The 23,511-nt window shown below is 64.4% G+C and carries 22 protein-coding genes; 13 read left to right on the top strand and 9 right to left on the bottom strand.

All coding sequences use genetic code 11. From position 1 onward, the window contains the following. Nucleotides 1-103: 103 nt before the first annotated feature. The gene (locus B5V03_RS06025) at nucleotides 104-2,566 is read left to right on the top strand and encodes a putative bifunctional diguanylate cyclase/phosphodiesterase (RefSeq protein WP_129268364.1); all 2,463 of its coding nucleotides are present in this window, start codon (nucleotides 104-106) and stop codon (nucleotides 2,564-2,566) included. Here the strand turns inward: B5V03_RS06025 and B5V03_RS06020 are convergent. The 3 genes from B5V03_RS06020 to thrS form a co-directional block, all read right to left on the bottom strand. Continuing rightward, entirely contained in the window at nucleotides 2,552-3,820 is a 1,269-nt protein-coding gene (locus B5V03_RS06020) for a serine hydrolase domain-containing protein (RefSeq protein ID WP_129268363.1), read from the bottom strand. The genes B5V03_RS06025 and B5V03_RS06020 overlap by 15 nt on opposite strands. Nucleotides 3,821-3,883: 63 nt before the next feature. After that, on the bottom strand, nucleotides 3,884-4,447 hold the full coding sequence (locus B5V03_RS06015; RefSeq protein WP_164987818.1) for a nitroreductase family protein: 564 nt from the start codon (nucleotides 4,445-4,447) through the stop codon (nucleotides 3,884-3,886). Nucleotides 4,448-4,540: 93 nt separating this feature from the next. Then, entirely contained in the window at nucleotides 4,541-6,583 is a 2,043-nt protein-coding gene (gene thrS, locus B5V03_RS06010) for a threonine--tRNA ligase (protein WP_164987817.1), read from the bottom strand. A 186-nt stretch (nucleotides 6,584-6,769) separates the two neighbouring features. Here thrS and B5V03_RS06005 point away from each other — a divergent pair, with 186 nt between their 5' ends. After that, on the top strand, nucleotides 6,770-7,945 hold the full coding sequence (locus B5V03_RS06005; RefSeq protein WP_129268360.1) for an MFS transporter: 1,176 nt from the start codon (nucleotides 6,770-6,772) through the stop codon (nucleotides 7,943-7,945). Between the two features lie 90 nt (nucleotides 7,946-8,035). Continuing rightward, nucleotides 8,036-8,425 (top strand): hypothetical protein, encoded by a 390-nt coding sequence (locus tag B5V03_RS06000; RefSeq protein ID WP_129268359.1) that lies wholly within the window; start codon nucleotides 8,036-8,038, stop codon nucleotides 8,423-8,425. Nucleotides 8,426-8,431: 6 nt separating this feature from the next. Here the strand turns inward: B5V03_RS06000 and B5V03_RS05995 are convergent, their stop codons facing one another. Together B5V03_RS05995 and B5V03_RS05990 are read right to left on the bottom strand one after the other, a co-directional pair. Then, nucleotides 8,432-8,758, bottom strand: coding sequence for a GrlR family regulatory protein (locus B5V03_RS05995; RefSeq protein WP_129268358.1), 327 nt, complete (start codon nucleotides 8,756-8,758; stop codon nucleotides 8,432-8,434). 172 nt (nucleotides 8,759-8,930) lie between these two features. Continuing rightward, complete coding sequence (locus tag B5V03_RS05990; protein ID WP_129268357.1) at nucleotides 8,931-10,253, bottom strand: alpha/beta hydrolase; 1,323 nt, start codon at nucleotides 10,251-10,253, stop codon at nucleotides 8,931-8,933. Nucleotides 10,254-10,585: 332 nt separating this feature from the next. On the opposite strand from B5V03_RS05990, the gene B5V03_RS05985 reads away from it, so the two are divergent. Then, the gene (locus tag B5V03_RS05985) at nucleotides 10,586-11,953 is read left to right on the top strand and encodes an APC family permease (protein WP_129268356.1); all 1,368 of its coding nucleotides are present in this window, start codon (nucleotides 10,586-10,588) and stop codon (nucleotides 11,951-11,953) included. Nucleotides 11,954-11,955: 2 nt separating this feature from the next. Further along, nucleotides 11,956-13,170 (top strand): hypothetical protein, encoded by a 1,215-nt coding sequence (locus B5V03_RS05980; protein ID WP_129268355.1) that lies wholly within the window; start codon nucleotides 11,956-11,958, stop codon nucleotides 13,168-13,170. A 21-nt stretch (nucleotides 13,171-13,191) separates the two neighbouring features. On the opposite strand, the gene B5V03_RS05975 is transcribed toward B5V03_RS05980, so the two are convergent. Then, nucleotides 13,192-13,749 (bottom strand): helix-turn-helix domain-containing protein, encoded by a 558-nt coding sequence (locus tag B5V03_RS05975; RefSeq protein WP_129268354.1) that lies wholly within the window; start codon nucleotides 13,747-13,749, stop codon nucleotides 13,192-13,194. Nucleotides 13,750-14,104: 355 nt separating this feature from the next. On the opposite strand from B5V03_RS05975, the gene B5V03_RS05970 reads away from it, so the two are divergent. Genes B5V03_RS05970 through B5V03_RS05960 form a run of 3 tightly spaced genes read left to right on the top strand, consistent with a single transcriptional unit; the run spans nucleotide 14,105 to nucleotide 16,948 of the window. Further along, nucleotides 14,105-15,418, top strand: a complete 1,314-nt coding sequence (locus B5V03_RS05970; RefSeq protein WP_129268353.1) for an MFS transporter — start codon at nucleotides 14,105-14,107, stop codon at nucleotides 15,416-15,418. A gap of 55 nt (nucleotides 15,419-15,473) precedes the next feature. Further along, entirely contained in the window at nucleotides 15,474-15,995 is a 522-nt protein-coding gene (locus B5V03_RS05965; protein WP_129268352.1) for an MOSC domain-containing protein, read from the top strand. Next, complete coding sequence (locus B5V03_RS05960; RefSeq protein WP_129268351.1) at nucleotides 15,992-16,948, top strand: PDR/VanB family oxidoreductase; 957 nt, start codon at nucleotides 15,992-15,994, stop codon at nucleotides 16,946-16,948. The genes B5V03_RS05965 and B5V03_RS05960 overlap by 4 nt, the downstream gene beginning before the upstream one ends. 9 nt (nucleotides 16,949-16,957) lie before the next feature. Here B5V03_RS05960 and B5V03_RS05955 read toward each other — a convergent pair whose 3' ends face one another. Both B5V03_RS05955 and yidD read right to left on the bottom strand, forming a co-directional pair. Further along, the gene (locus tag B5V03_RS05955; protein ID WP_129268350.1) at nucleotides 16,958-17,170 is read right to left on the bottom strand and encodes a hypothetical protein; all 213 of its coding nucleotides are present in this window, start codon (nucleotides 17,168-17,170) and stop codon (nucleotides 16,958-16,960) included. Between the two features lie 91 nt (nucleotides 17,171-17,261). Further along, a complete protein-coding gene (gene yidD / locus B5V03_RS05950; protein ID WP_129268349.1) occupies nucleotides 17,262-17,600 on the bottom strand; it encodes a membrane protein insertion efficiency factor YidD in 339 nt (112 codons plus the stop codon). 248 nt (nucleotides 17,601-17,848) lie between these two features. On the opposite strand from yidD, the gene B5V03_RS05945 reads away from it, so the two are divergent. After that, the gene (locus tag B5V03_RS05945) at nucleotides 17,849-18,742 is read left to right on the top strand and encodes a hypothetical protein (protein ID WP_164987816.1); all 894 of its coding nucleotides are present in this window, start codon (nucleotides 17,849-17,851) and stop codon (nucleotides 18,740-18,742) included. Between the two features lie 38 nt (nucleotides 18,743-18,780). Here B5V03_RS05945 and B5V03_RS05940 read toward each other — a convergent pair whose 3' ends face one another. Next, a complete protein-coding gene (locus tag B5V03_RS05940) occupies nucleotides 18,781-19,236 on the bottom strand; it encodes an iron-sulfur cluster assembly scaffold protein (protein WP_129268348.1) in 456 nt (151 codons plus the stop codon). A 241-nt stretch (nucleotides 19,237-19,477) separates the two neighbouring features. Here B5V03_RS05940 and folE point away from each other — a divergent pair, with 241 nt between their 5' ends. The 4 genes from folE (at nucleotide 19,478) to B5V03_RS05920 (ending at nucleotide 23,231) form a co-directional block, all read left to right on the top strand. Then, nucleotides 19,478-20,155: a GTP cyclohydrolase I FolE gene (gene folE / locus B5V03_RS05935; RefSeq protein WP_129268347.1), complete on the top strand. Its 678-nt coding sequence runs from the start codon at nucleotides 19,478-19,480 to the stop codon at nucleotides 20,153-20,155. Between the two features lie 27 nt (nucleotides 20,156-20,182). Continuing rightward, nucleotides 20,183-20,605: a phosphoribosyl-AMP cyclohydrolase gene (hisI, locus tag B5V03_RS05930; protein ID WP_129268346.1), complete on the top strand. Its 423-nt coding sequence runs from the start codon at nucleotides 20,183-20,185 to the stop codon at nucleotides 20,603-20,605. A gap of 107 nt (nucleotides 20,606-20,712) precedes the next feature. Then, a complete protein-coding gene (locus tag B5V03_RS05925; protein ID WP_164987852.1) occupies nucleotides 20,713-21,780 on the top strand; it encodes a lytic transglycosylase domain-containing protein in 1,068 nt (355 codons plus the stop codon). 275 nt (nucleotides 21,781-22,055) lie between these two features. Next, complete coding sequence (locus B5V03_RS05920; RefSeq protein ID WP_129268344.1) at nucleotides 22,056-23,231, top strand: DUF2336 domain-containing protein; 1,176 nt, start codon at nucleotides 22,056-22,058, stop codon at nucleotides 23,229-23,231. The last annotated feature ends 280 nt before the right edge of the window (nucleotides 23,232-23,511 follow it).

Here is a 23,511-nt window from a genome sequence, read left to right as displayed (position 1 = left end):
AAACTGTCATAATCGCCGAATGGAACGCGCAACTGCGTCCTTTTTACACGGCATTAAGCGCGCGGCGCATTGGATGCGCGGGGAAAGTGCGTTGGGGACTGCAATGACTGCCGCGAAGAAGATGCCGGGAAAACCGGCCACCGAAATGTTCGATGACATCCCGGTGCTTCAACGCAAATGGCGTGCCGCGTTGAAGCCGGGCGAACGGCTGCCGCGCTATGAGGACGTGATGCTGGGCAGCCTCGGGCGGCTCGCCGATCACATCGCGCTGCTGAAGAATGACGGCGCGCTCGAGCTGTCGCGCAGCGGACGCTACGTGCAGAAATGGCTCGGCGAGGAGCGCTGGGACATTCCGGTCGCGGAGCTATCGCCGGATTGCGCGACCGCGCTGTCGGAAGCGGTGGCGAACGCGCTGAACAACGGACGACCGCACCAGGCCAGCGCGCATTGCGTGCGCGACGGCATGGTCCGGACCTATGATTTGCTGGCGCTGCCGACCGCCTCGCGCTGGGGCGCCACGCTGGTCGGCGCCTACATCAACGAGCGCGGCGCGCAGTACAATCTCCTCGACGCGATTTTCTCATCGACCGATGACGCCGTGGTCTCGCTGGCGACGTTGCGCGATGCCGAAGGCAGGCCGTTCGATCTTCAGGTGGTCCACCACAACAAGAGCGCGGGGCTGCTGCTGAAGGCTGCGGGCGCCGGCCTGTTGTGGCGCCGGATCGGCGAGGGCGACACCTTGCTCGCCGCGCCCGACATCATCAAATTCCTGTTCAAGACCGTCTCCGGCGGCCGCGGCGAGCAGCTCGAGATCGAGCACGAGGACCGCAATCTTCGCCTCAGCGCCACCGCTTTCGCCGACGTGGTCTCGCTGACGATCTCCGACGTCACCGCATTCAAGCGACGCGACGCCTCGTTCCGCCTGCTGTTCGACAACAACCCGATGCCGATGTGGGTGTTCGACGCCGAGACCAAGGAATTTCTCAGCGTCAACGATGCCGCGGTCCAGCATTACGGCTATAGCCGCGCCACCTTCCTGCGCATGAAGCTGCCCGAGATCTGGCCAGAGGACGAGTGGGACAGCCATGCCGAGGCGCTCGAACGCGTCGGCGACACCTATCATTCCTCGCGCAACTGGCGGCACCTGTGCGCCGACGGCAGCGAGATCGAGGTGCTGACCTTCGGCCGCCGCGTCGCCTTCGACGATCGCGACGGCTATCTGGTCGCGGTGGTCGACATCACCGAGCGGCGCAAGGCCGAGGCGCGGATCGCCCACATGGCGCATCATGATGGGCTGACCGACCTGCCGAACCGCGAATATTTCCAGGAGCGTCTGAAGCAGGCGCTCGACCAGGCCGGCGGCAAGCGCGTCGGCGTGCTCTATATCGATCTCGACCTGTTCAAGAACATCAACGATTCCTTCGGCCATCCCGTGGGCGACCGCCTGTTGAAGGAGGTTGCCGAACGCCTGACGATCGCGGTCCGTGGAGCCAATCTCGCCGCACGCCTTGGCGGCGATGAGTTCGCGGTGATTCTTGCTGCTGACGTCTCGCCGAACGAGGCCAGCGCCTGCGCGACCTTGCTGATCGACTTGCTGCGCGCACCCTACGAGATCGATGGCCAGGAGATGGTGATCGGGGCCAGCATCGGCATCGCGCTGTCGCCGGGGGACGGCACGACGCCGGAAGCGTTGATGCGCAATGCCGACATGGCGCTGTACCGGGCGAAGTCCGACGGCGGCGGCGTGCATCATTTCTTCGAGCGCGAGATGGACCTCCAGGCGCAGAAGCGCCGCGACATGGAGCTCGACCTGCGCCGTGCGTTCGCCAATGGCGAGTTCGAGCTGCACTACCAGCCGCTGGTCTCGATCGCCTCCGACCGCATCTCCGGCTTCGAGTCACTGCTGCGCTGGCGTCACCCCGACAAGGGCATGATCTCGCCGGCGGAGTTCATCCCGGTCGCGGAAGACATCGGCCTCATCACCCAGCTTGGCGAGTGGGTGCTGCGCGAGGCCTGCGCCGAAGCGGTGAAATGGCCTGTCGACATCAAGGTCGCGGTCAATCTGTCGCCGGCGCAATTCCGCAGCCGCAACCTCGTGCAGATCGTGATCTCGGCGCTGGCGCAATCCGGCCTGTCGCCGAAGCGGCTCGAGCTGGAGATCACCGAGTCGATCTTCCTGGCCGAAACCGACGCCAATCTCGCGATCCTGCATCAACTGCGCGAGCTCGGGGTCAGCATCTCCATGGACGATTTCGGCACTGGCTATTCCAGCCTGAGTTATCTGCGCAGCTTCCCGTTCGACAAGATCAAGATCGACCGTTCCTTCGTGAAGGATCTGGCAGAGCGGCCCGATTGCGGCGCGATCGTGCGCGCGATCTCCGGGCTCGGCCGCAGCCTCAACATCACCACGACCGCGGAAGGCGTCGAGACCGAGGATCAGCTCGACTGGTTGCGCGCCGAAGGGTGCAACGAGGTGCAGGGTTTTCTGTTCAGCGCGGCTCGGCCCGCCGCCGACATCGCCAAGCTGCTGGCCGATTTCGGCCAGCGTGCCTCACGGGCGGCGTAGCTCGGGCGGGAAGGTGCCGTAGACCAGCTCCTTGAAGGCAGGCGTGATGCGGCTGCGCTCGTTCTGGGTCTGCTGCATCAAGAGGTAGACCATGTCGAGCTTGGGATCGACGCCGAAATAGGTGCCGCTCCCTGAGTCCCATTTCAACTCGCCGATGGAGCCCGCCGCCGGCGGCTTCGCGTTGCCGGGATCGGTACGCACGCCAATGCCGTAGCCATAGCCGAAACCGTCGCCCGGGAAATAGAAGTAATCGCGGCCGACGCCGGAGCCGGGCCCGATATGATCGGTCGTCATGGCTTTGAAGGCTGCGGGGCTGAGGTAACGCTTGCCTTCGAATTCGCCGCCATTGAGCAGCATCTGCGAGAAGCGTTGATAGTCGGTGATGGTAGAGAGCAGGCCGCCGCCGCCGGATTCCCATTCGGGATGGTCGAGACGGTCGCGCTCGCCGGCCAGCAGGACCGGGTCGTTCGGCAGCGGCCGCGCCATGCGTGTGCGCTCCTCCGGCGTCTTCAGCACGAATTTGGTGCTGCTCATGCCGAGCGGATCGAGGATGCGTGCTTTCAGGAATTCGTACAGCGTCTGGCCCGAGATGATCTCGATGACAGCGCCGAGCACATCGGTGGAATGACCGTAGCGCCACAGCGTGCCGGGCTGACGCGTCAGCGGGAGCTTCGCGATGCGGTCGGCGAATTGCCTGTTGTTGAAAGGGCCGTCGAAGATCTTGGCGGCCAGATAAACGTCCATGACCCATGGCGCGCCGATATAATCGTAGCTGATGCCAGAGGTGTGCCGCAGCAGATCCTCGATGTTGACGGGACGGACCGGCGGCTCGAGTTCGATCGTCGTCGGACCGTCGGGCTTGGTGATCTCGATGCCCACCTTGGTGTCGGCGAAGAGGGGAATATATTTCGACACGGGGTCGGTGAGCGCAAGCTTGCCCTCGTCGATCAGCATCATCGCGCCGAGGCAGGTGATCGGCTTGGTCATCGAATGGATGGCGAAGATCGTGTCCGGCGTCATCGCAAGGCCGGTTCGGGTGTCGCGGACGCCAAAATTCTTGAGGTAGACCGGCTTGCCGTGCTGCTGGACGAGGACCACCGCGCCCGGCAGGCGACCGCTCGTCACCTCGTTGTCAAAAAACGCGGTGATGCGATCGAGCCCTGCGGCCGATGGGGCGGGGATGTCGGCCGCGCGGCTGCGCGCCATCGTGCCGGCGAGCAGCGCGGCCCCGACCAGAAATTCACGACGCTTCATCCGGGCTTCCTCCCTCGCCGGGAACAAAGCCGCAAGACGTCAGAGGCGTCAACAAGACTTCGATTAAAAACGCGTCACGATTTCCGAAAGGAACGGTCGCGGACGGTCCTCGCTCGGCTTGGTCGGCGTGCCCACGTGGATGAAGCCGGCAAGCTTCTCGTCCGGCTTGAGGCCGAGGCCGTCGAGCACGTCGCGGTCGAAACACGCCCAGCCTGTCAGCCAGCAGGCGCCGTAGCCGAGCGCGGTCGCGGCCGTGACGATGTTCATGGCGCTGGCGCCCGCCGACAGTTCCTGCTCCCACGCCGGCACCTTTGGATGCGGCTTGGTGAAGCTGACGATGCCGATCACCAGCGGCGCGTCCATGAGCCGCTTGCGCTCGGTCTCGACGTCGGCCGCGGGCGCGCCGGGATTCTTGCGGGCAAACACCTTGGCGATCACCTCGCCGGCGCGCATCCGGGCATCGCCCTCGAAAATGATGAAGCGCCAGGGCGCGAGCTTGCCGTGATCGGGCACGCGCGCGCCGATGGTGAGGATCGTCTCGAGCTCGGCCGGGGAGGGACCGGGCCCGGTCATCTCGCGCGGCTTGACCGAGCGGCGGGTCTTCAGGAGTTCGATGGCGTCAGGCACTGCGATATCCTCTTCGGCTGGTCGTCGGGCGTGCCATGCCCAGATAAGCATGCACGCCCGCAACCGAAAGCGAATTTAGACCAATTTCAGGGATCAGGCCGCGTCGCGCGCCCGCCGGACATCCGGCGGGGTGGCTTCGTCGACGAGGGCCGCAAGCGCCTCCACCGTCGTCATCACCTTCTGGCCGTCGCTGCCGAGCCGGCGGACGGAGACCGACTGCGTCTCGGCCTCCTTCTTGCCGCACACCAGCAGCGCCGGGATCTTGGCCAGCGAGTGCTCGCGGACCTTGTAGTTGATCTTCTCGTTGCGAAGATCGATCTCGGCCCGCAGCCCGGCGCGCCGGACCTGCTCCAGCACCTGCTTGGCATATTCATCGGCTTCCGAGGTGATGGTGGTGACCACCACCTGCACCGGCGACAGCCAGAGCGGGAAGTTGCCGGCATAGTGCTCGATCAGAATGCCGATGAAGCGTTCCATCGAACCGCAGATCGCGCGGTGCACCATCACCGGCGCCTTCTTGCCGCTGTCATGGTCGATGTAGAACGCACCGAACCGCTCCGGCAGATTGAAGTCGACCTGCGTGGTGCCGCACTGCCAGTCGCGGCCGATGGCGTCGCGCAGCACATATTCGAACTTCGGCCCGTAGAAGGCGCCTTCGCCCGGATTGATCTCGGTCTTGATGTGGTTGTTCTGCGCCTGGATCTGGCTCAGCACCGTCGCCATCACGCGCTCGGCGTGATCCCACATCGCATCGGTGCCGACGCGCTTGTCCGGCCGGGTCGACAGCTTGACCGTGAGATCGCCGGTGAAGCCGAAATCGGCGTAGGTCGACAGGATCAAATCGTTGATCTTCAGGCACTCGTCGGCGAGCTGGTCCTCCATGCAGAAGACGTGGGCGTCGTCCTGGGTGAAGCCGCGCACGCGCATCAAGCCGTGCATGGCGCCGGAGGGCTCGTAGCGATGCACCACGCCGAACTCGGCAAGGCGCAGCGGCAGGTCGCGATAGCTCTTCAGGCCATGCTTGAAGATCTGCACGTGGCCGGGGCAGTTCATCGGCTTCAGCGCAAACCAGCGCTTGTCCTCGGCCTCATCGCCGGCCGACTGCGCCGCGAACATGTTCTCGCGGTACCAGCCCCAATGGCCCGAGGTCTCCCACAGCGACTTGTCGAGGATCTGCGGCGCGTTGACCTCGCTGTAGTCGCCGGCGAGGCGCCGGCGCATATAGGCGATCAGCTGCTGGAAGATGGTCCAGCCCTTGGCGTGCCAGAACACGACGCCCGGACCTTCCTCCTGGAAATGGAAGAGGTCGAGCTCGCGCCCGAGCTTGCGATGGTCGCGTTTTTCGGCTTCCTCGATCTGCTTCAGATAAGCGTCGAGGTCCTCCTGCTTGGCGAAGGCGGTGCCATAGATGCGGGTCAGCATCGGGTTGTTGCTGTCGCCGCGCCAATAGGCGCCGGCCACCTTCATCAGCTTGAAGGCGTTGCCGACCTTGCCGGTCGAGGTCATGTGCGGGCCGCGGCAGAGATCGAACCAGTCGCCCTGGTAGTAGATCTTGATCGGCTCGTTGCCGGGGATCGCATCGACCAGCTCGACCTTGAAGGCCTCGCCCTTGTCGCGAAACACCTGTTTGGTCTTCTCGCGGTCCCAGACTTCCTTGGTAAAGGGTTTGTCGCGCGCGATGATCTCGCGCATCTTCTTCTCGATGGCCGCAAAGTCTTCCGGCGTGAACGGCTCGTTGCGGAAGAAGTCGTAGTAGAAGCCGTTCTCGATCACCGGGCCGATGGTGACCTGGGTGCCCGGCCACAGCGTCTGCACGGCTTCGGCGAGCACGTGCGCGCAGTCGTGGCGGATCAGCTCGAGCGCGCGCGGATCGTCGCGGTTGATCAGCTCGATCTTGGCGTCGGCTTCGATGGGATCGTCGAGGTCGACGACCACGCCGTCGAGCGCCATCGCAACGGTGCGCTTGGCCAGCGACGGCGAGATGCCCTTGGCGATATCGAGGCCTGTGATGTTCTGGTCATATTGGCGCTGGGCGCCGTCGGGGAAGGTGAGGGTAACCTTGGCGGCGGGGGTCACGGGCTTGAGATTGCTCAGGCTGTATTGGAAACCGGATTCGGATTTGTTCTGGTCGGTCATTGCTTTTCTCCTGAAGCTCACTCCTGCGAACGAGCGCAGGTAAGCGGGAACGAGCGATATATCAGGCGATTCGGCCTGCGCAATCCGGCATTTCCAAGAAAGTGGCGCGCAAAAGCCGGGGCGGTGCTCCAACTATTTCGCACTGCGCCCTTTAACAGGCTGCGCGGCTGCTCTACATGCACTTGCATGGAAAATCCGCCCGCCGTCGGCCGTTTCGCGCCAACCGCCCTGATGCTCGGCAATCTCGTCACCGGCTGCTCGGTGCTGGCGCCGGCGGGCATGCTGCCGGAATTGTCGGCGGGGCTCGGCATCAGCATCCATGCGGCCGCGCTGCTGATCACCTTCGGCGCGGTCACGCTGTGCATCGGCTCGCCGCTGACGGCGTGGCTGACCAGCCGCATCGAACGGCGGACGCTGCTGACGACGACTCTTGCGGTGCTCGCTTTGGGCAATCTCGCCTCGGCCTTCGCGCCCGACTATGCGAGCCTCCTGGTCATCCGCCTGGTGATGCTCGCGGTCGGTGCGCTCTATACGCCGCAGGCAGCGGGCACGGCGGCGTTGATTGTGCCGGTCAAGCGGCGCGGCAGTACGATCGCCTACATCTTTCTCGGCTGGTCGCTGGCTGCTGCCGTCGGCCTGCCGCTGATCACCTTCATCGCCAGCCGCTATGGCTGGCGCGCGGCCCATGGCGGGATCGGTGCGCTCGGCTGCATCAGCTTCCTGTTGTTGCTGCTGCGCCTGCCGGCGGGCCTGAAGGGCGCGCCGGTGGATTTGAAGACCTGGAGCGCGGTCGGGCGGAATAGGACGATCCTGCTGTTGCTTGCGATCACGATGCTGCAAATGTCCGGGCAGTTCGTGGTGTTCACCTTCATGGGCCCGCTGCTCAAGAAGCTCACCGATGCCAGCCCCGATGCGATCGGCATGGTGTTCGGCATTTACGGCGTGTGCGGCTTCCTCGGCGTCGTGATCGCGACTCGCATCGTCGACACCTGGGGGCCTTATCGCACCTCGCTGCTGTTCACCTGCCTGCTGCTGGTGGGGATCACGGGCTGGGCGCTGAGCGCCGGCACCATCGCATTGATGGCGCTCGCGGTCGCGATCTGGGGTCTCGGCTTTGCCTCGACCAATTCGATGCAGCAGGTGCGGCTGGTCGCGGCCGCGCCGCAGCTGGCATCGGCGACTGTCGCGCTCAACACCTCCGTCCTCTATATCGGCCAGGCCCTCGGCTCCGCCATCGGCGGATTGCTGTTCGCCCGCGAGCTGCTGCATCCGCTCGGCTTCGTCGCCGTCGGCTTCGTCGTGGCGGCGCTGGTCCTGGTGATCCTGACCCGGCCCCGGCCGACTGTGGCCGCCACGGCCTGATCCCGCGTTTTCCTGTGCGCAAGGCGCTTGGCAAACCGCGCGTCAGAGCGCTAGAAGGCGAGGCATGGGGACCAAAGAGAGTTGACTGAAATGAGGATGATTCTGGCGGTTGCCGCGGTGCTCTATTCAGCCTCCGCGTTTGCGCAAACCGACAAGCCACCGATGGTGGGGGACAAGCCGCTGGTGCAGGTCAAGCCCAAGGGGACCAAGGCGGGGACCAAAGAGGCCGCGGCCAAGCCTGCCGCGGCGCCGAAGGGCAAGCCGCAATCGGTCGCGGCGCGGCTCCAGGCCTGCCTCGACATCGACGACGGCACCAAGGACCGCCTCAACTGCTACGATGGGGTGATGCCACCGGCGCCAAAGCCGAAGCCGGCCAAGGCCAAGGGCTACGCCGATTGCCGTTTCTTCAAGGAAGAGGATGAGCGGCTGGCCTGCTACAACGGTTTTGCCGAGAGCATTCCGAAGCTGCCCAAGACCTGAAGCAACTCAGTCGCTGATCCGGCTCAGCACGGCCCTGAAGGCAACGCCCGGTACTTGCAGGGCGGTGCCTTCGAACTCCGCCGTGTCGCCGTCCTCCCGGCCGGTGAGCGTCAGCGTGATCCTGTCGTTCCCGAACAGCGGCTTGAAGGACGGATCGTCGTTGTAGCGCTGCGTCGAGATCTTGACCTTGATGCTGTCGCCTTCGCCGGTGTAGGTGCCGATGAAGGCGAAAGCGGAATTGCCGCCGCGCATCTTTCCGTCGGTCACATAGACGACGCCGGAGCCGGTTCCATGAACCGTGTGGAAGTCGACCTTGTATAGTCCCTGACGCACTCGCTGTCCCCGCGGAATTCCAATACCAACTTGGCCGGCAAATTATGATCGTTGCCAGCGGAAACAATCCGGTGGCCCCCGGGGATGTCGGCCATCAACATCACATTTTTGATCAAAGCCTGAGATAATTGCAGGCAGCGCGGCCAAATCCCGGTTGGCGCAATATGCGAGCCTAACGGCTCGATGCGGAGGAAGTGGTCGCCGCCACGCGCGTCAGCGCCAGTGCGGGCGTTGCCGACATCTTCACCAGCACGTCCTTCAGCGGATATTGCGTCCACGCGCGGTTGACGTAGTCGCGATGGGTGATGCCGTCGCCGGTCCCGACGAACACCACGCTGCCGGGGCGCAAGGGGCCGTCCATGTCCTCGGACACGCCGATGCCCTTCTGACGAAGCATGCTCATCAGTTCGCGATCGCGCCGTGCTGTGCCGCGTGTGTAAGAGCTGACGAAGAAGCCGGAGCGATGGCTCTCGATCCAAGAGGCGAACTTGTCCATTTCGCCATAGACGGCGTCGAGCAGCACGACGCCGCGGACGCGGTCGCTGATGCCGCCGACCTCGAGGCTCCAGGCGGTCGGCAGGAAGCCGCCGCTGTAGCCGACGATGACGATCGGCATGTTGGCGAAGGCGCGGGCGCTGTTGGGATCTCCTGTGAGGCGGGCCAGATGGCTCGCGGACTCTTCCATGAAGCGCTTGAGGCCGCCGGGCTGCCAGAATTTTCCGGCGCTGGAATCGGCGGCATCGATCGCCATCTGCGGCGCGAGCAGGATGGCATTGGCGCCGGAATCGGTGACCTGCTGCGGCACCAGCTGCCGGTCGCGCACGTCACGCTCGAGCGTCGCGCCATTGCCGTGGAAGAACAGCACGATCACGCCCGGCTTGCGCACGTCGAAATGCTCGGGGATGTGAACCAGCACGCGGCTGTCGCTGTAGGTCTCGTCCTGCCAGTAGACGCGCCCCGAATAGCTGCGGTGGCCACGGCGGTCGCCCTTGGAGATGTTGAGGAAAGGCGCGTCGGAAGCGGGGTTGTTGCCGAAATAGGGGAAGGCCGACGACTTCATGCTGACCAGCGTCGTCAGGTCGTCACGGGCCGGACGCTGATAGGGGACTTGCGGTGCGAGCGAGGCCACCTTGTACGGCGCCTGCTGCGGTTGCTGCTGTACGGCGCGCTTGGGCGAGAAGTCCGACGTCTGCCGTTGCAGAAAACTCTCGCTCGCGGACGGGAAGCGTTCTTTGAACTGCGGGGCAGGGAAGCGGTCCTCGAACGTATCACCGCTTGCGACTTGTTGAGGATTGGTTTTGGCGACCACCTGGACATTGGCCTGCGAGTTCGCCGCGAGTGCCGCCGGGTTCGGCGCCTTGCCGCATTGAACCAGCGTCAGCGACAACGGCACCAAGGCTGAGATCAGGCCGATCCGGAGCGCACGACCGCGCGCATCGGACGACGTCCGATCGGCACGACTAGCAGCTCTCAGATTCGGAACGGCCCCGACCATCCACCCATGACCCCAAGTCACGACCCAAGTCACACGTCCATCGGCAATCTCTAGGCAATTGAGCCGACTGGCGTTTAGGCGACGTTAAGTGTCCGGAGAAACTCCCCACATCCGGAACGCTCAAAAGGACCACGTAATCGTGTCCTGATTGTGGGGATCAGAAACGGGATTCTCCGGTGTTTCCGCAGGTTTATTGCCCGCCACCGTGCATTAGAGGTTCCTAATTACCTATTTCCGCTGCCTCATTTAACCCTTGTTAACCCTGCTTGAATTGACTGGACCAAATGCACGATGCTTCCACGTGGCGTGACGCCTGAGGTTTAAGGACCCCGATGACGGCATCAGATGCGGGACCCGCGCCCTGGACCGGGCGGCTGACCGGAGGTAGCTCCGGGGTCTCCGTTCTGGTCGCAACCGCCATCGTCGTTGCCGACATGGTCGGGGTCGGCGTCTTCACCAGCCTCGGCTTTCAGGTCAAGGACATCCCGTCCGGCTTCTCGATCCTGTTGCTGTGGACCGTCGGCGGCATTGTCGCGCTGTGCGGGGTGTTCTCGTATAGCGAGCTAGGGGCGATGTTTCCGCGCTCGAGCGGCGAATACAATTTCCTCAGCCGTGCCTATCATCCCGCCTTTGGCTTTCTCGCCGGCTGGGTCTCGGCGACGGTGGGGTTTGCGGCACCCGTGGCGCTTGCCGCGATGGCATTCGGCGAATACGCCAAATCGGTCGTCCCTGATGTGCCACCGATCCCGCTCGCCATCGGCGTGGTATGGCTGGTCTCGATCGTACAGCTGACCGGCGTCAGGCACTCCTCGACCTTCCAGCTGATCTCGACCATCCTGAAGGTCGTGCTGATCGTCGCCTTCCTGGTCGCCGGCTTCGTCATCGGCGTGCCGCAGCCGATCGCCTTCACGCCGCAGGCGGGCGATCTCGCGCATATCGTCAGTGCACCGTTCGCGATCGGGCTCGTCTTCGTGATGTACTCGTTCTCGGGCTGGAATGCCGCGACCTATATCATCGGCGAGATGAACATGCCGCAGCGGGATCTGCCGCGCGCGCTGCTCGCGGGGACGCTGATCGTGCTCGTCCTGTACGTCGCGCTGAACGCGGTGTTTCTCTACTCCACGCCTGTCAGTGCACTCGCCGGCCAGCTCGACGTCGCAAGCGTCGCCGGCCGCGCGATCTTCGGTAATCTCGGCGGCAGGATCGTCGGCGCGATGATTTGCTTCGGCCTGATCTCGTCGATCAGCGCGATGATGTGGATCGGCCCGCGCGTGATGATGACGATGGGCGAGGACATCCCGGCCCTGCGGGTGTTCTCGAAGCGGTCGGTGAGCGGTGCGCCGGCCTACGCCATCCTGTTTCAGCTCGCGGTCGCCAACCTGCTGCTGTTCACGCGCAGCTTCGAGGCGGTGCTCGACTTCATCCAGTTCGCGCTGCTGTTCTGCTCGTTCTTCACGGTCGCCGGCGTCATCAAGCTGCGCATCACCGATCCCGATCTGCCCAGGCCTTATCGTGCCTGGGGATACCCGTTCACGCCGCTCGTTTTCCTGCTCGTGACCGCCTTCATGATGTACTACCTTTTGACGGAGCGGCCGACGCATTCGCTCTCGGGGATGCTCGTCATGCTCTCGGGCCTGTTGATTTATGCTGTTTTCCGCAGGCGGCCGGTCGCCGCTGGCACTTCACACAATCGCGAATAGACATGTTTGGAGCCTTAAGAATTGCGGCCGTCGCACTTGCCTTGCTGGCCGCGGCCGTCTCGTCCGTACGTGCCGCCGACGTCACCTTCGACGACACCGCGCGTTTCCTCGCGGGCATGCAGCCCTCGGCGGACTCGCCGCTGGTGCCGCTGACCAGGGACCCCAGCTGGCAGCATCACGCAAAATTCTTCGACGGCGCCTTCGCCCAGCTCGAGCAGCGGCAGCTCGCCAAGATCCGCACCTGGTCCGACGTCAACCTGGCCGCGCCCAGGCCGACCATGTTCTACATGTTCAGCGGCCCGGATTTCCTCTACGCCAACGCCTTCTATTCCAAGGCCAGCACCTACGTGCTCGGTGCGCTGGAGCCGGTCGGTGCCGTGCCCGACCTGACGCGGCTGCCGCGCGGTTCGGTCGGCACTGCGCTCTACAATGTCGAGCGCTCGCTCGGCTCGATCCTGAGCTTTTCCTTCTTCATCACCAAGCAGATGAAGGTCGATTTGCATGCCAACCAGGTCAACGGCACCTTGCCGATCCTCTACGTTTTCCTCGCGCGCTCCGGCAAGACCATCCGCAACGTCGAGATGGTCGCGCTCGATGCCAAGGGCGGGATGCACACCGGCAGTGACTATCCGGGACCGAACGCCACGCACGGCGTCCGCATCACCTTTGCAGGCTCCGACGGCGAGGCGCGCACGCTGTATTATTTCTCGACCGACCTTTCCAATGCCGGCGCGCGCAACACCGGCTTCCTGAAATTCTGCGAGACGCTCGGGCCCGGCAACAGCCTGCTCAAGAGCGCGTCCTATCTGCTGCACAAGGGGGACTTCGCGGTTGTCCGCGACTGGCTGCTGGCCAACAGCGCAACCATCATCCAGGACGATTCCGGCATCCCGCTTGCCAATTACAATGTGCGGCAGTGGCGGTTCTTCCCGTTCGGCCGTTATCTCGGGCCGATCGGCGAATTCCCCGGCCGCTACCAGGAGCGCTACGCCGAACTGTTCACGCGCGCCCAGCCGATCGATTTCGGCGTCGGCTACCGCTGGCGCATGCACGAGTCGAACCTGCTGCTGTCCGTGAAGGTGCCGGGGACCGAGACCGAGCCGGCTGCGGAGACCACTTCATCCGCCGAGCCGCCGCCCAAGCCGGTGCGTCCGAAGCGGCTACGTCCGCCCGAGCCGATCCCGCCGCCGCCCGGGCGATTCTATTGGTTCCGCTAGGCTATTTGCCGAGGCCCGGCGTCAAGAGCTCTGGGCCACGACGACCAGAACCTCCGCCTTCTGCCGGCCGAGGCTCCTGACTTCGTGCGGCGTCTCGCCTGAGAAATACAGGCAGTCGCCCTTGCCGAGCGTCAGCTCCTCGCCGTCGAGCTTGATTGCGATCTTGCCGTTGATCACGAACAGCAGCTCCTCGCCCGCATGCGAGGCGCGCGTCGCCGATTTGTGTGGCGGGCTGAGCAGGAACGGCTCCATCATCTTGCGGGTGCGGCCGGTTGCGAGCGGCACCACGCCAAAATTGTCCTGGAACAGCGGGACCTTGCCGCCTTCGCGGCGGAACAGCGTGTAGCGGGGCGCGGGCTCGGCGTTCGGGTCGAAGAAGTTCGCGACATTGACCTCGAGGGCCGCGGCCATCCGCAGCAGCGCGGCCAGCGAGGGGATCTTCAAATTGCGCTCGACCAGCGAGATGTAGCCGCGCGTGAGGTCGCTCTGCTTTGCAAGCTGGTCCAGCGTCAGGCCCTTGGCAATCCGCGCCTGGCGGATATTGGCCCCGACCGCTGTCGCTTTGCTGACGTCAAGCACGCATGAATCTCCCGAACCGCTGAGGCCTCTTTTGCAACAGATGCGGCCCGACTGCCAGCCCGGCGGCACGCGCTGCTCATTTCGGGGCCCGGCGCTGTATTCTAAAGGAAAACTCACGCGCGGAAATTTCAAGCAGGGTCGCGGATATTGTGAGCATGTGCACTAGTATATCGCGAAAAATAGCTGAAAAATGGTGCAAATTAAGCGCTTTGCCGCGATCGGCGGCATTTGCCGCATTCGGTGGCGTTGATTTCTATCAGTAAACATGATCGATTTTTACCGTCGCGGCTGCCGATGGGCTCCGCGGATCGAACCAACTGCTTTTCCCTGGCGCCGGTACCTTTTGGAGAGATCGATGACCGTAGCAGACGACGTAACCCTGAACGTAGCGCCGGACGAGGCGGCGAGCTTGCGACGGATCGTGTGGTCGAGCGTGATCGGCACCGCGGTCGAATGGTACGACTTCCTCATCTACGGCACGGCGACCGCGCTGGTGTTCAACAAGGTCTTCTTTGCCGCCGGCAATCCCACGCTCGCTACGATCGCCGCCTTCGGCACCTACGCCGTCGGATTTCTGGCGCGGCCGCTCGGGGCTGCGATCTTCGGTCATTACGGCGACCGGGTCGGGCGCAAGGCGATGCTCGCGATCACGATCATGGTGATGGGCATCGGCACCTTCCTGATCGGCCTGCTGCCGACCTATCAGCAGATCGGCATCGCGGCTCCGCTGCTTCTGATCGGCTTGCGCTTCCTCCAGGGCATCGGCCTCGGCGGCGAATGGGGCGGCGCCGTGCTGATGGTGGTCGAGAACTGCCCGACACATCGCCGCGGCCTGCTCGGCAGCATGGTCCAGGTCGGCAACCCCATCGGCAATCTCGCCGCGATCGGCATGTTCGCGCTGGTGGCGAGCCTGCCGGAGAGCGACTTCATGACCTACGGCTGGCGCATTCCGTTCCTGCTCTCGATCCTGCTGGTCGGCGTCGGTCTCTATATCCGCCTCAACATGGAGGAGACCGCAGCGTTCCGTCAGGTCCAGGCCAAGAAGGACGTCGCGAAGATGCCGCTGGTGGAGATCTTCAAGCACCATCGCCGGCCGTTCTTCACCGCAGTCGGGCTGAAGATCTCGGAAATCGCCTATGCCAGTATCGGCGGCGTGTTCGTGATGTCCTACGCCACGGCCAATCTGGGGCTGTCGCGCGGGGTGGTGCTGAACGGCGCGTTCGCCGCATCGCTGGTCGCGCTGCTCGCCATTCCCTTGTTCGGCTGGCTGTCCGACATCGTGGGCCGCAAAAGGATGTTCTATGCGAGCTGCTTGTTCTCGGCCCTGTTTGCTTTTCCTTTGTTCTGGCTGCTCAATACCCGCGACCCCACCATCGTGATCTGCACCATCGTGATCGCGATCACCTTCGGCCAGATGGTGATGTTCGGCATCGGCGCGCCCTGGTACTCCGAGCTGTTCTCCGCGCGGTTGCGCTACAGCGGTGCCTCGCTCGGGTTTCAGGTCGGTGCGGCCATCAGCGGCGGGTTGACGCCGCTGATCGCCGCGTCTCTGATGGCGTGGAGCGGTGGTGCCACCTGGCCGGTCTCGCTGCTGCTGATCGGCTGCGCCGCCATCACCGCGACCGCGACCAGTTTCGCGCCGGAGATGGCGAACAAGGAACTGACCTGATCCCGCGGCGCGCGGCCATCAGCTGCGCGCCATCGCTTCACACAAGGATTTTGTCATGCTCGATACCATCAGTGCCGGTTCGGCGCAGAATGCAGCACAGCTCGGCTGGACCGGCGTGGTGCGCTTCCTTCATCTCACCCCACGTGCGTTCCTGCCGATGCGCGCAACTGAATCGATCAATCTCGTCGCCGGCAGGGGAATCGAAGGCGATCGCTACATGATCGGCAACGAAGAGGGGTTTTACTCGCACAAGCCCGAAGAGGGCCGTCAGGTTACGTTGTTCGAGCTCGAGACGCTGGTTGCGCTCAAGCGTGATGCCGGCATCGAGCTCGGCGCCGAAGAGCATCGGCGCAACGTGACGGTCGAGGGCGTGCCGTTGAATCATCTCGTCGGCCGCAAGTTCTGGCTGGGCGAGACTCTGCTGGAGGCGACCCGGTTATCGATTCCCTGTCGGCACATCGAGGAGATCACCGGCAAGGCGATCTTCGATCCCCTGATCAACCGCTCCGGCCTCAATTGCAAGATCCTGCAAGGCGGCATCGTGAAGGTTGGCGACACCGTACGGAATGCGGCATGAAGGTGCGCGCGATTACGACGGTCAAGACGGTTGTCGCCGGCATCGAGGAGGCAGGTAGCGGGATCAAGCTGTTCACTCTGGTTGATCCCGACCGTTGGGAATTGCCCCCGTTCAAGCCTGGCGCGCATATCGATCTGCATCTGCCGAACGGACTCGTGCGCACTTACTCGCTGTGCAACGAGCCGGCGGATAATACGCGCTACGTCATTGCGGTGAAGCGCGAGGCGGACGGGCGCGGCGGCTCGCGTGCGCTTCACGACGATGTCCGGGTTGGCGATGTCATTGGCGTCTCGCTGCCGCGTGGCGGGCTCGATCCCGGTGCGGGCATCGCGCGCTATGTATTCGTGGCTGGCGGCATCGGCGTGACGCCGTTCCTGTCCATGGCGCGACATCTCGAACGAACGGAGCAGGCCGATTTCACGCTGCATCTGATCATACGCGAGGAGGTGCCGCTTGCAGCGCATCTCGGATCGCTGATCGAGAAGGGGCGGATCGTGATGCATCGGACGTCCCTGACCGGGCGTCCTGATCTTGCGGCGCTGGTCGGGGAGGACGGAGCGGGCACGCTGGTCGCGTGCTGCGGGCCTGAAGGCATGACCGACGATTTCGAGCGGGTGACCGCAGCCTGGCCCGCTGCCAATGTTCATATCGAGCGCTTCGTCGCGCCGCCGCCGGTCATTGATCCCGACGCCAAACCGTTCACGCTGTCCCTGGCGCGCACGGGGACCGAGATCCAGGTTCGTGCCGGCCAGACCATGCTGGCCGCGTTGCAGGAAAGAGGCATCGACATCGCGACCTCCTGCTGCGGCGGCATCTGCGGCGCCTGCAAGGTTGGATGGATCGAGGGCAAGCCGGTGCACCGCGACCGCATCCTGTCGCCGTACGAGCGCGAGCGCTACCTCATGGTCTGCGTCTCGGGATCGGATACGGAACGGCTGGTGCTGGACCTCTAGGATCCGGCACTACCAATGCACGCTCTGGCTCGGCACGATGAAAGCCGTCGTGCCGGGCGGTGTTGCAAGGCTCGTCGCCAGATACCAGCCGGAACCGAGCACGAGTGCAAGCAGGGCAATGATCGCGAGCATGTCGATGGTTCTGGGATCGTGGTGATGCCGGCTGGGACTGGACTGCGGGCCAAGCCTGAAGTGAAAATGAGGGCTGATTTTCCAGCGCATTGTTGTTTCCTCCCCGCGGAGCATCACAACAACGCGAGGGGAAAGTTCCGGTTCCGCACAGGGCAGCGATGCGCAAAGCACCGCAGCATACTTATGACGCGTTGACGCCGCGCCAGCGGGCATAACGCCAGGGCAGGTACCAGCGCGCGCCTTGCGGCGCGGTCAGAGGTACGTTGTCGATGCCTGAGGTGCCGAAGGGATTGCAGCGCAGCAGGCGCGCGAGCGTCATCCAGCCGCCGGCCCAAAGTCCGAACCGCTCGATCGCCTCGTCGCCATAGACGGAGCAGGTCGGCAGGTGCCGGCAGTTGTAGCCGACCAGCGGCGAGAGCGTGTGGCGGTAGAGCCAGATCAGCGCGCGTCCGAATCGGCGCGGCAGCCGCAGCGCGCTCTCGACCGGAGTGGAACAATGTTCGCAAGCTGAGTGCTTCATGTGCGCTGTGCTGCGATCGTGAGCGAGGTATTGCGCGGTTCCGGCGCAGGGAACCGCAAGTTGTTGTTTCTGCGCCATATTTATCGTGCTTTTTGGGAGCAGTGCAGCAAGTACCTGTGGACGATCTGTAGTCCCCCGGATACCATTTTTATGACGTCCGTGTGTAGAAACATACGCCCGTATGATGGACTCAGAGGGCGCTGCCGAGGATTGTTAGGGGACCTTTGGGGCTTGGGGAAGGAACCAGATTGAGACTTCTGAACTCCCTTGATCGTCGCGGTTGGTTGTTGCTTGGGGCCGCCGCACTTGGCGCCGCGCTCTTCGGAGCTGTCGCCACGACCGGCACAACGGCTCATGCCGGGGCCGCGCTCGAAGAGCGCAAGCTGCCGATGAAGTTCAACTGGGTGGCCTGTGAGCCGAACTGCCGCGGCTGGGTCAGCGCGGTCGGCATCATCACGGCTGATACGCCTAAGGATTTCGAGGAGTTTTCTCGGGGACGCCAGCTCGGCGGCGCCACCGTGGTGCTGGATTCCAGCGGCGGTTCCGTCAACGACGCGATCACACTCGGCAGGCGCTTCCGCAATCTCGGGCTTTTGACCACGGTCGGGATCAGCCTCCAGGACCGCGGCGGGCAGTCGGCCCGTCCGGCGGTCGCGTCCGAGGCCTATTGCGAATCCATGTGCGTGTTCCTGCTGCTGGCCGGCAAGAAGCGTTACGTGCCGGAGGCCGCGCATGTCCGCGTCCACCAGATCTGGATGGGCGACCGCGCCGACGACGCCAAAGCGGCGAGCTACAGCGCGCAGGACCTGATGATCGTGGAACGCGATATCGGCCGGCTCGCCAAATACACCTTCGACATGGGCGGTGCCGGCGATCTTCTGTCGCTCGCGCTCAGCGTCCCGCCCTGGGAAGATCTGCACGAGCTGGACGCCGGCGAGCTGAAGCTCACCAATCTCGTGACGACTGATCTCGTCGCCGACGTGTTGCCACATGTGGACGTGACAGCGCCGGCCATGGCAGAGCTTTCACCGAAGACGCAGGCCAGGTTCGGCGCGGAACAGGAACAGCCGGCCAAGTCGACCAGGACGGCGGAAGCCGCGGTGCCGACCGGGGCTGCGCCAATTGCGGCGTCGCAGAAGTAGACCTTCGCGCGCCGCCGACGGACCTCAGCGCAGACTGACTAGCCCTGTGCCCCAGCCGGCTGCATGGCCTTGGCTTCGATCTGGCCGATGGCATCGACCACGGCATCGAAGGTCAGGAGCGTCGAGGCGTGCCGCGCCTTGTACTCGCGGACCGGCTCAAGGAACTTGATCTCTTCCCATTTGCCTTGAGGAGGCGCGCCGTTCTCCTTCAGCATCTTGCGAACGGTTTCGCGTAACTCACGGAGTTCGCTCGCAGTCGAGCCGACGATGTGACTTGCCATGATGGATGAAGAGGCTTGACCCAGCGCACAGGCCTTCACGTCATGGGCGAAGTCGGTGACGGTGTCGCCGCTCATCTTGAGGTCGATCTTGACGGTCGAGCCGCACAATTTGGAGTGGGCGGTGGCGGTGGCATCGGCGTCCGATAGCCGTCCGAGGCGCGGAATATTCCCGGCCAGTTCGATGATCCGCTTGTTGTAGATGTCGTTCAGCATGTGATGGAGTCCGGGACTTCCGCAGTGGATCGGCCTTGGCGGGCGCCGTCCACGGTCCTATATAGGGCTGGAACTGGCGGAAAAACAGTCCAGCGGTGCGGCAGCGGCGGTCCAGATCTGCGCTGCCGGCGTGGTGACCCAGGGACCTTTTTCGCCAAAACTGTGCTCTTCAGGCGTCCGGCGGCTTGCCGCCCCGTCTGCCGGTGACACTCCGGCCGCAAGGCCGTCGAACGGAGTAGACATGGACGCTACAATCAAGCCGATCCGCCCGAGCAAGCAGCCCGAGAGCCGCCCGGCCGAGCTCGATCCTGCCGAGTTCCTGGCGGCCGCCGTCCGCGCCGACCAGCCGCGCCCCGCGCGCGCCGAGGCGGAAGCCGCGGTGAAGACGCTGCTCGCCTATATCGGCGAGAACACCGGGCGCGAGGGCCTGCTCGACACGCCGCGCCGCGTGGTCGAGGCGTTCGACGAGCTTTATCAGGGCTACCACCAGTGCCCGGCCGAGGTGCTCGACCGTACCTTCGGCGAGACCGCCGGCTATGACGACTTCGTGCTGGTGCGCGACATCGAGTTCACCTCGCAATGCGAGCATCACATGATGCCGTTCTACGGCAAGGCGCACATTGCCTACACGCCGGTGGAACGCGTCGTCGGCCTGTCGAAGCTCGCGCGCCTGACCGACATCTTCGCCCGCAGGCTCCAGACCCAGGAGCACATGACGGCGCAGATCGCGGCGGCCATCGACGAGATCATGAAGCCCCGCGGCGTTGCGGTGCTGATCGAGGCCGAGCATACCTGCATGTCGGTGCGCGGCGTCGCCAAGCATGGCGCCTCCACCTTCACCAGCCGCTTCACCGGCATGTTCCGCGACAATCCGGCGGAGCAGGCCCGTTTCCTGTCCCTGGTGCGAGGCACGCGCTGACCTCGCGAATGAACCGGCGAGATCGTCGTGTCCGCTCACTCCCATGAGATCGAGGAAGGCCTCGCCTTCCTTCCCAAATTCGACGCGGCCGGACTCGTGACGGTCGTTGCGACCGACGTTGTCACCGGCGACGTGCTCATGGTCGCGCACATGAACGACGAGGCGCTGCGCAAGACCATTGCGACGGGCGAGGCTTGGTACTTCAGCCGCTCGCGCAATGCCTTGTGGCGAAAAGGTGAGACCTCAGGTCAGACCCAGCGCGTGGTCGAGATCCGCACCGATTGCGATCAGGACGCGGTCTGGATTCGTGTCGAGCAGATCGGAGCGGCCTGCCATACCGGTCGCCGGTCCTGTTTCTATCGCAAGGTCGAGGCTGACGGCGGGGGTGCGAAGCTGGTGTTCGTCGATGCGGACAGGCTGTTCGATCCGGACGCAGTCTACAAGAAATAGCCCGCTGTCATTCCGGGCTTCTGTGGTCCGCCCCGGAATGACGGTGAGAGCCAAATTAACTCCGCATTAACCATACCTGTCCCACGGTGAGACGACAGGGCGCCGAATTGCCGGCGTCGCTCAACGCCGCGCGGGGCGGGCACTTCATCATGTCGGTCGACAACTCCAGTGCCTCTCAGACGGCGGGTCTCGATCCGTCGCGGGCACGCGTCGCCGGTGCGATCAAGCAGGTCTCCAGCCGGACCGGCGTCAGCTTCCAATACATGCTGACCACCGCCAAGATGGAATCGGATTTCGATCCGGCGGCGGGGGCTGCCACCTCGTCCGCGCACGGGCTCTACCAGTTCATCGACCAGACCTGGCTCGGCACCGTGAAAGAGGCGGGCACCCAGCTCGGCTATGGCAATTATTCCGACGCCATCACCAGGACCTCGTCGGGCACTTACACCGTCGATGATCCCGTGATGAAGCGGTCGATCATGAAGCTGCGTGACGATCCGGAAGCCGCATCCAGCATGGCCGCGGCGCTGACGCAGTCGAACAGTTTCAGGCTCACCGGCCTGCTTGGCCGCCGGCCGAGCGACAGTGAACTCTACATGGCGCATTTCATGGGCGTCGGTGGCGCTGCAAAACTGATCGCCAATGCCGAGGACAATCCGCATGCGGTCGGCGCGCGGCTGTTTCCCAATGCGGCCTCCGCCAATCGCTCGATCTTCTACGCCAGGGACGGTAGCGCCCGCAGCGTCTCGGAAGTCTATTCGGTGCTCGACGCGCGCTACGCCAGTGCGGCGAATTCGAAGACGACCCGCAGCGCGATGGCGATGTATGGCGACACGCCGTCGACGACGCAGGTCGCGAGCGCCAATGGCGTGCAGCCGACCGCGCCTGTCATCGACAACGCCGCTTATCTCCAGACCTTTCCGGATGCGCGTGGCGTCACGCCGGTGAGCGCGACATCATCAGCTTCAACGACGGTCGCAGACAACACGCCGGTCACACCCGCATTCCGCTCGATCTATCAGCCCGGCGATGTCACGCAGCCGGTCTCGACGACTGTCCAGAAATTGTGGGGCAATAACGCCTCGCTGACGTCCGTCGCGTCACCGACACCGGACGTGCGCCCGCCGCAGCCGCTCGATCTCTTCAGCGATCGTAGCGGCACGTTCTCGAGCTAACACTCACTCTCGTGTCCCGGACGCGCTGCAGCGTGAAACGCTGCTGCGCAGCGCCGGGACCCAAGCCGCGCGCACCTCTCTCGGAGATTCAGCAGTGCATCACTTGCGTGCTGCGCTGCGTCCGGGGCACGAGCGGCAGCAGCTTTGTTCCCTTAACAAAACGTCAATAAAACCAGCCAGTTATGGTGAACGCTTTGTTAAGCGTCGTGGTTTATTTTGTGTTGCAGGTGACGAGCCGTCACCATTTTTCGTTTGTTGTGTAAGCCGGAAGCTCCATGATTGTTCGGCAGTTCATCAATTGGATCAGGACGGCGCCCGCTGGCGAGCGGGCTGAGGCAACGCGGGCCTTGGCTCGCGCCTGGCTGATCTCAGACCTTTCCCATAACGACCGCGTCGCGGCCGAAGGCGCGCTGCTGATGCTGCTCGACGATGCCTCGCCGCTGGTGCGGCAGGCGATGGCCGAGGCTTTTGCGCGCAGCACGGATGCCCCGGCGTCGATCGTGCGGGCGCTGTCGGCGGACCAGCCGACCGTGGCGCTCCCCGTGCTCGAACATTCGCCGCTGCTGATAGATGCCGATCTCGTCGACATCGTCGCGACCGGCAATGACGAGGTGCAATGCGCGGTCGCCCGCCGCATCGCACTGCCGGTATCGGTCTGCGCCGCCATCGCAGAAGTCGGTTGCCCAGCGGCAGCGCTGGAGCTGATCGAAAATCCCCATGCCGAGCTTGCGCCGTTCTCCTGGAATCGCATCGTCGAGCGTCACGGCCATCTCGCCGCGATCCGCGAGGCGATGCTGGTGCTGGAGGATCTGCCAGCCGCCACGCGCGCCGCGCTGGTGGCCAAGCTTTCCGAGACGCTGGCGCAATTCGTCGTGGCGCGGAACTGGCTAAGCCCCGACCGTGCCGAGCGCGTGACGATCGAGGCGCGCGATCGCTCCACCATGAACATCGCAGCGTGCTCGCGCGGCGAGGACATGCAGGGCCTGGTGCATCATTTGCGTGTCACCGGCCAGCTGACCGCGGGCCTGATCCTGCGCGCACTGCTGTCGAGCAATCTCGATCTGTTCGACGCATCGCTCGCTGAACTCGCCGACCTGCCGCTGGCGCGCGTTTCCGCGCTGCTGCACGACCGCGGTGGCAACAGCCTGCACGCGCTGCTCCGCCGCGCCGGTCTGCCCGAGGCAACGTTTGCGGCATTCCAGGTCGCGCTCGACGCCTGCCACGAGCAGGGCTTCGTCGACAGCGACGACGGCGCGGCGCGGCTGCGCCGGCGCATGGTCGAGCGCGTACTCACCCATTGCGAGACCGACCGCGGTGCCGCCGAGCCGCTGATGGTCCTGCTCCGCCGCTTCGCCACCGAGTCGGCACGCGAAGAGGCAAGGCTGTTCTGCGATGAGATCGTCGCGGACGACGCGATCGATCCGGTTTATGATGATCTGATCGCGGCCTAGCTGGATCTCCAAACTCCGTCATTGCGAGCGCAGCGAAGCAATCCAGAATCCCTCCGCGGAAAGACTCTGGATTGCTTCGCTGCGCTCGCAATGACGGGGGAGACCGGCATGCTCTTCCGCCGGCACGCTGGGCCGCGCGCGGACCCATTCGAGAGTCCAGGCGCGGCCGCGGTGTGCCGCGGCCACAGCGTCGGTGGACATGGGCCGCGCGGCCGCTCGAGGCCCGGGACACTACCCGGTACTCTCGGCATGGCGGTTCGCGGGCCGGATGCTGCAGAGG

Source organism: Bradyrhizobium betae, assembly GCF_004123905.1.
GTDB classification, from domain to species: Bacteria; Pseudomonadota; Alphaproteobacteria; order Rhizobiales; family Xanthobacteraceae; genus Bradyrhizobium; species Bradyrhizobium betae_A.
Note: the sequence above shows the minus strand (reverse complement) of the source record. Positions and strands in the feature narration are given on the sequence as shown.

Bases quoted from the DNA above. Each gene is read 5' to 3' on its own strand.
- B5V03_RS06005 (WP_129268360.1), top strand. From the start codon at position 6,770: ATGGAAAATCCGCCCGCCGTCGGCCGTTTCGCGCCAACCGCCCTGATG.
- B5V03_RS06000 (WP_129268359.1), top strand. From the start codon at position 8,036: ATGAGGATGATTCTGGCGGTTGCCGCGGTGCTCTATTCAGCCTCCGCG.
- yidD (WP_129268349.1), bottom strand. From the start codon at position 17,600: ATGAAGCACTCAGCTTGCGAACATTGTTCCACTCCGGTCGAGAGCGCG.
- B5V03_RS05985 (WP_129268356.1), top strand. From the start codon at position 10,586: ATGACGGCATCAGATGCGGGACCCGCGCCCTGGACCGGGCGGCTGACC.
- B5V03_RS05955 (WP_129268350.1), bottom strand. From the start codon at position 17,170: ATGCGCTGGAAAATCAGCCCTCATTTTCACTTCAGGCTTGGCCCGCAG.
- B5V03_RS05970 (WP_129268353.1), top strand. From the start codon at position 14,105: ATGACCGTAGCAGACGACGTAACCCTGAACGTAGCGCCGGACGAGGCG.
- B5V03_RS05940 (WP_129268348.1), bottom strand. From the start codon at position 19,236: ATGCTGAACGACATCTACAACAAGCGGATCATCGAACTGGCCGGGAAT.
- B5V03_RS05920 (WP_129268344.1), top strand. From the start codon at position 22,056: ATGATTGTTCGGCAGTTCATCAATTGGATCAGGACGGCGCCCGCTGGC.
- B5V03_RS05980 (WP_129268355.1), top strand. From the start codon at position 11,956: ATGTTTGGAGCCTTAAGAATTGCGGCCGTCGCACTTGCCTTGCTGGCC.
- B5V03_RS05965 (WP_129268352.1), top strand. From the start codon at position 15,474: ATGCTCGATACCATCAGTGCCGGTTCGGCGCAGAATGCAGCACAGCTC.
- B5V03_RS05960 (WP_129268351.1), top strand. From the start codon at position 15,992: ATGAAGGTGCGCGCGATTACGACGGTCAAGACGGTTGTCGCCGGCATC.
- thrS (WP_164987817.1), bottom strand. From the start codon at position 6,583: ATGACCGACCAGAACAAATCCGAATCCGGTTTCCAATACAGCCTGAGC.
- B5V03_RS06020 (WP_129268363.1), bottom strand. From the start codon at position 3,820: ATGAAGCGTCGTGAATTTCTGGTCGGGGCCGCGCTGCTCGCCGGCACG.
- B5V03_RS06025 (WP_129268364.1), top strand. From the start codon at position 104: ATGACTGCCGCGAAGAAGATGCCGGGAAAACCGGCCACCGAAATGTTC.
- folE (WP_129268347.1), top strand. From the start codon at position 19,478: ATGGACGCTACAATCAAGCCGATCCGCCCGAGCAAGCAGCCCGAGAGC.
- B5V03_RS05990 (WP_129268357.1), bottom strand. From the start codon at position 10,253: ATGGTCGGGGCCGTTCCGAATCTGAGAGCTGCTAGTCGTGCCGATCGG.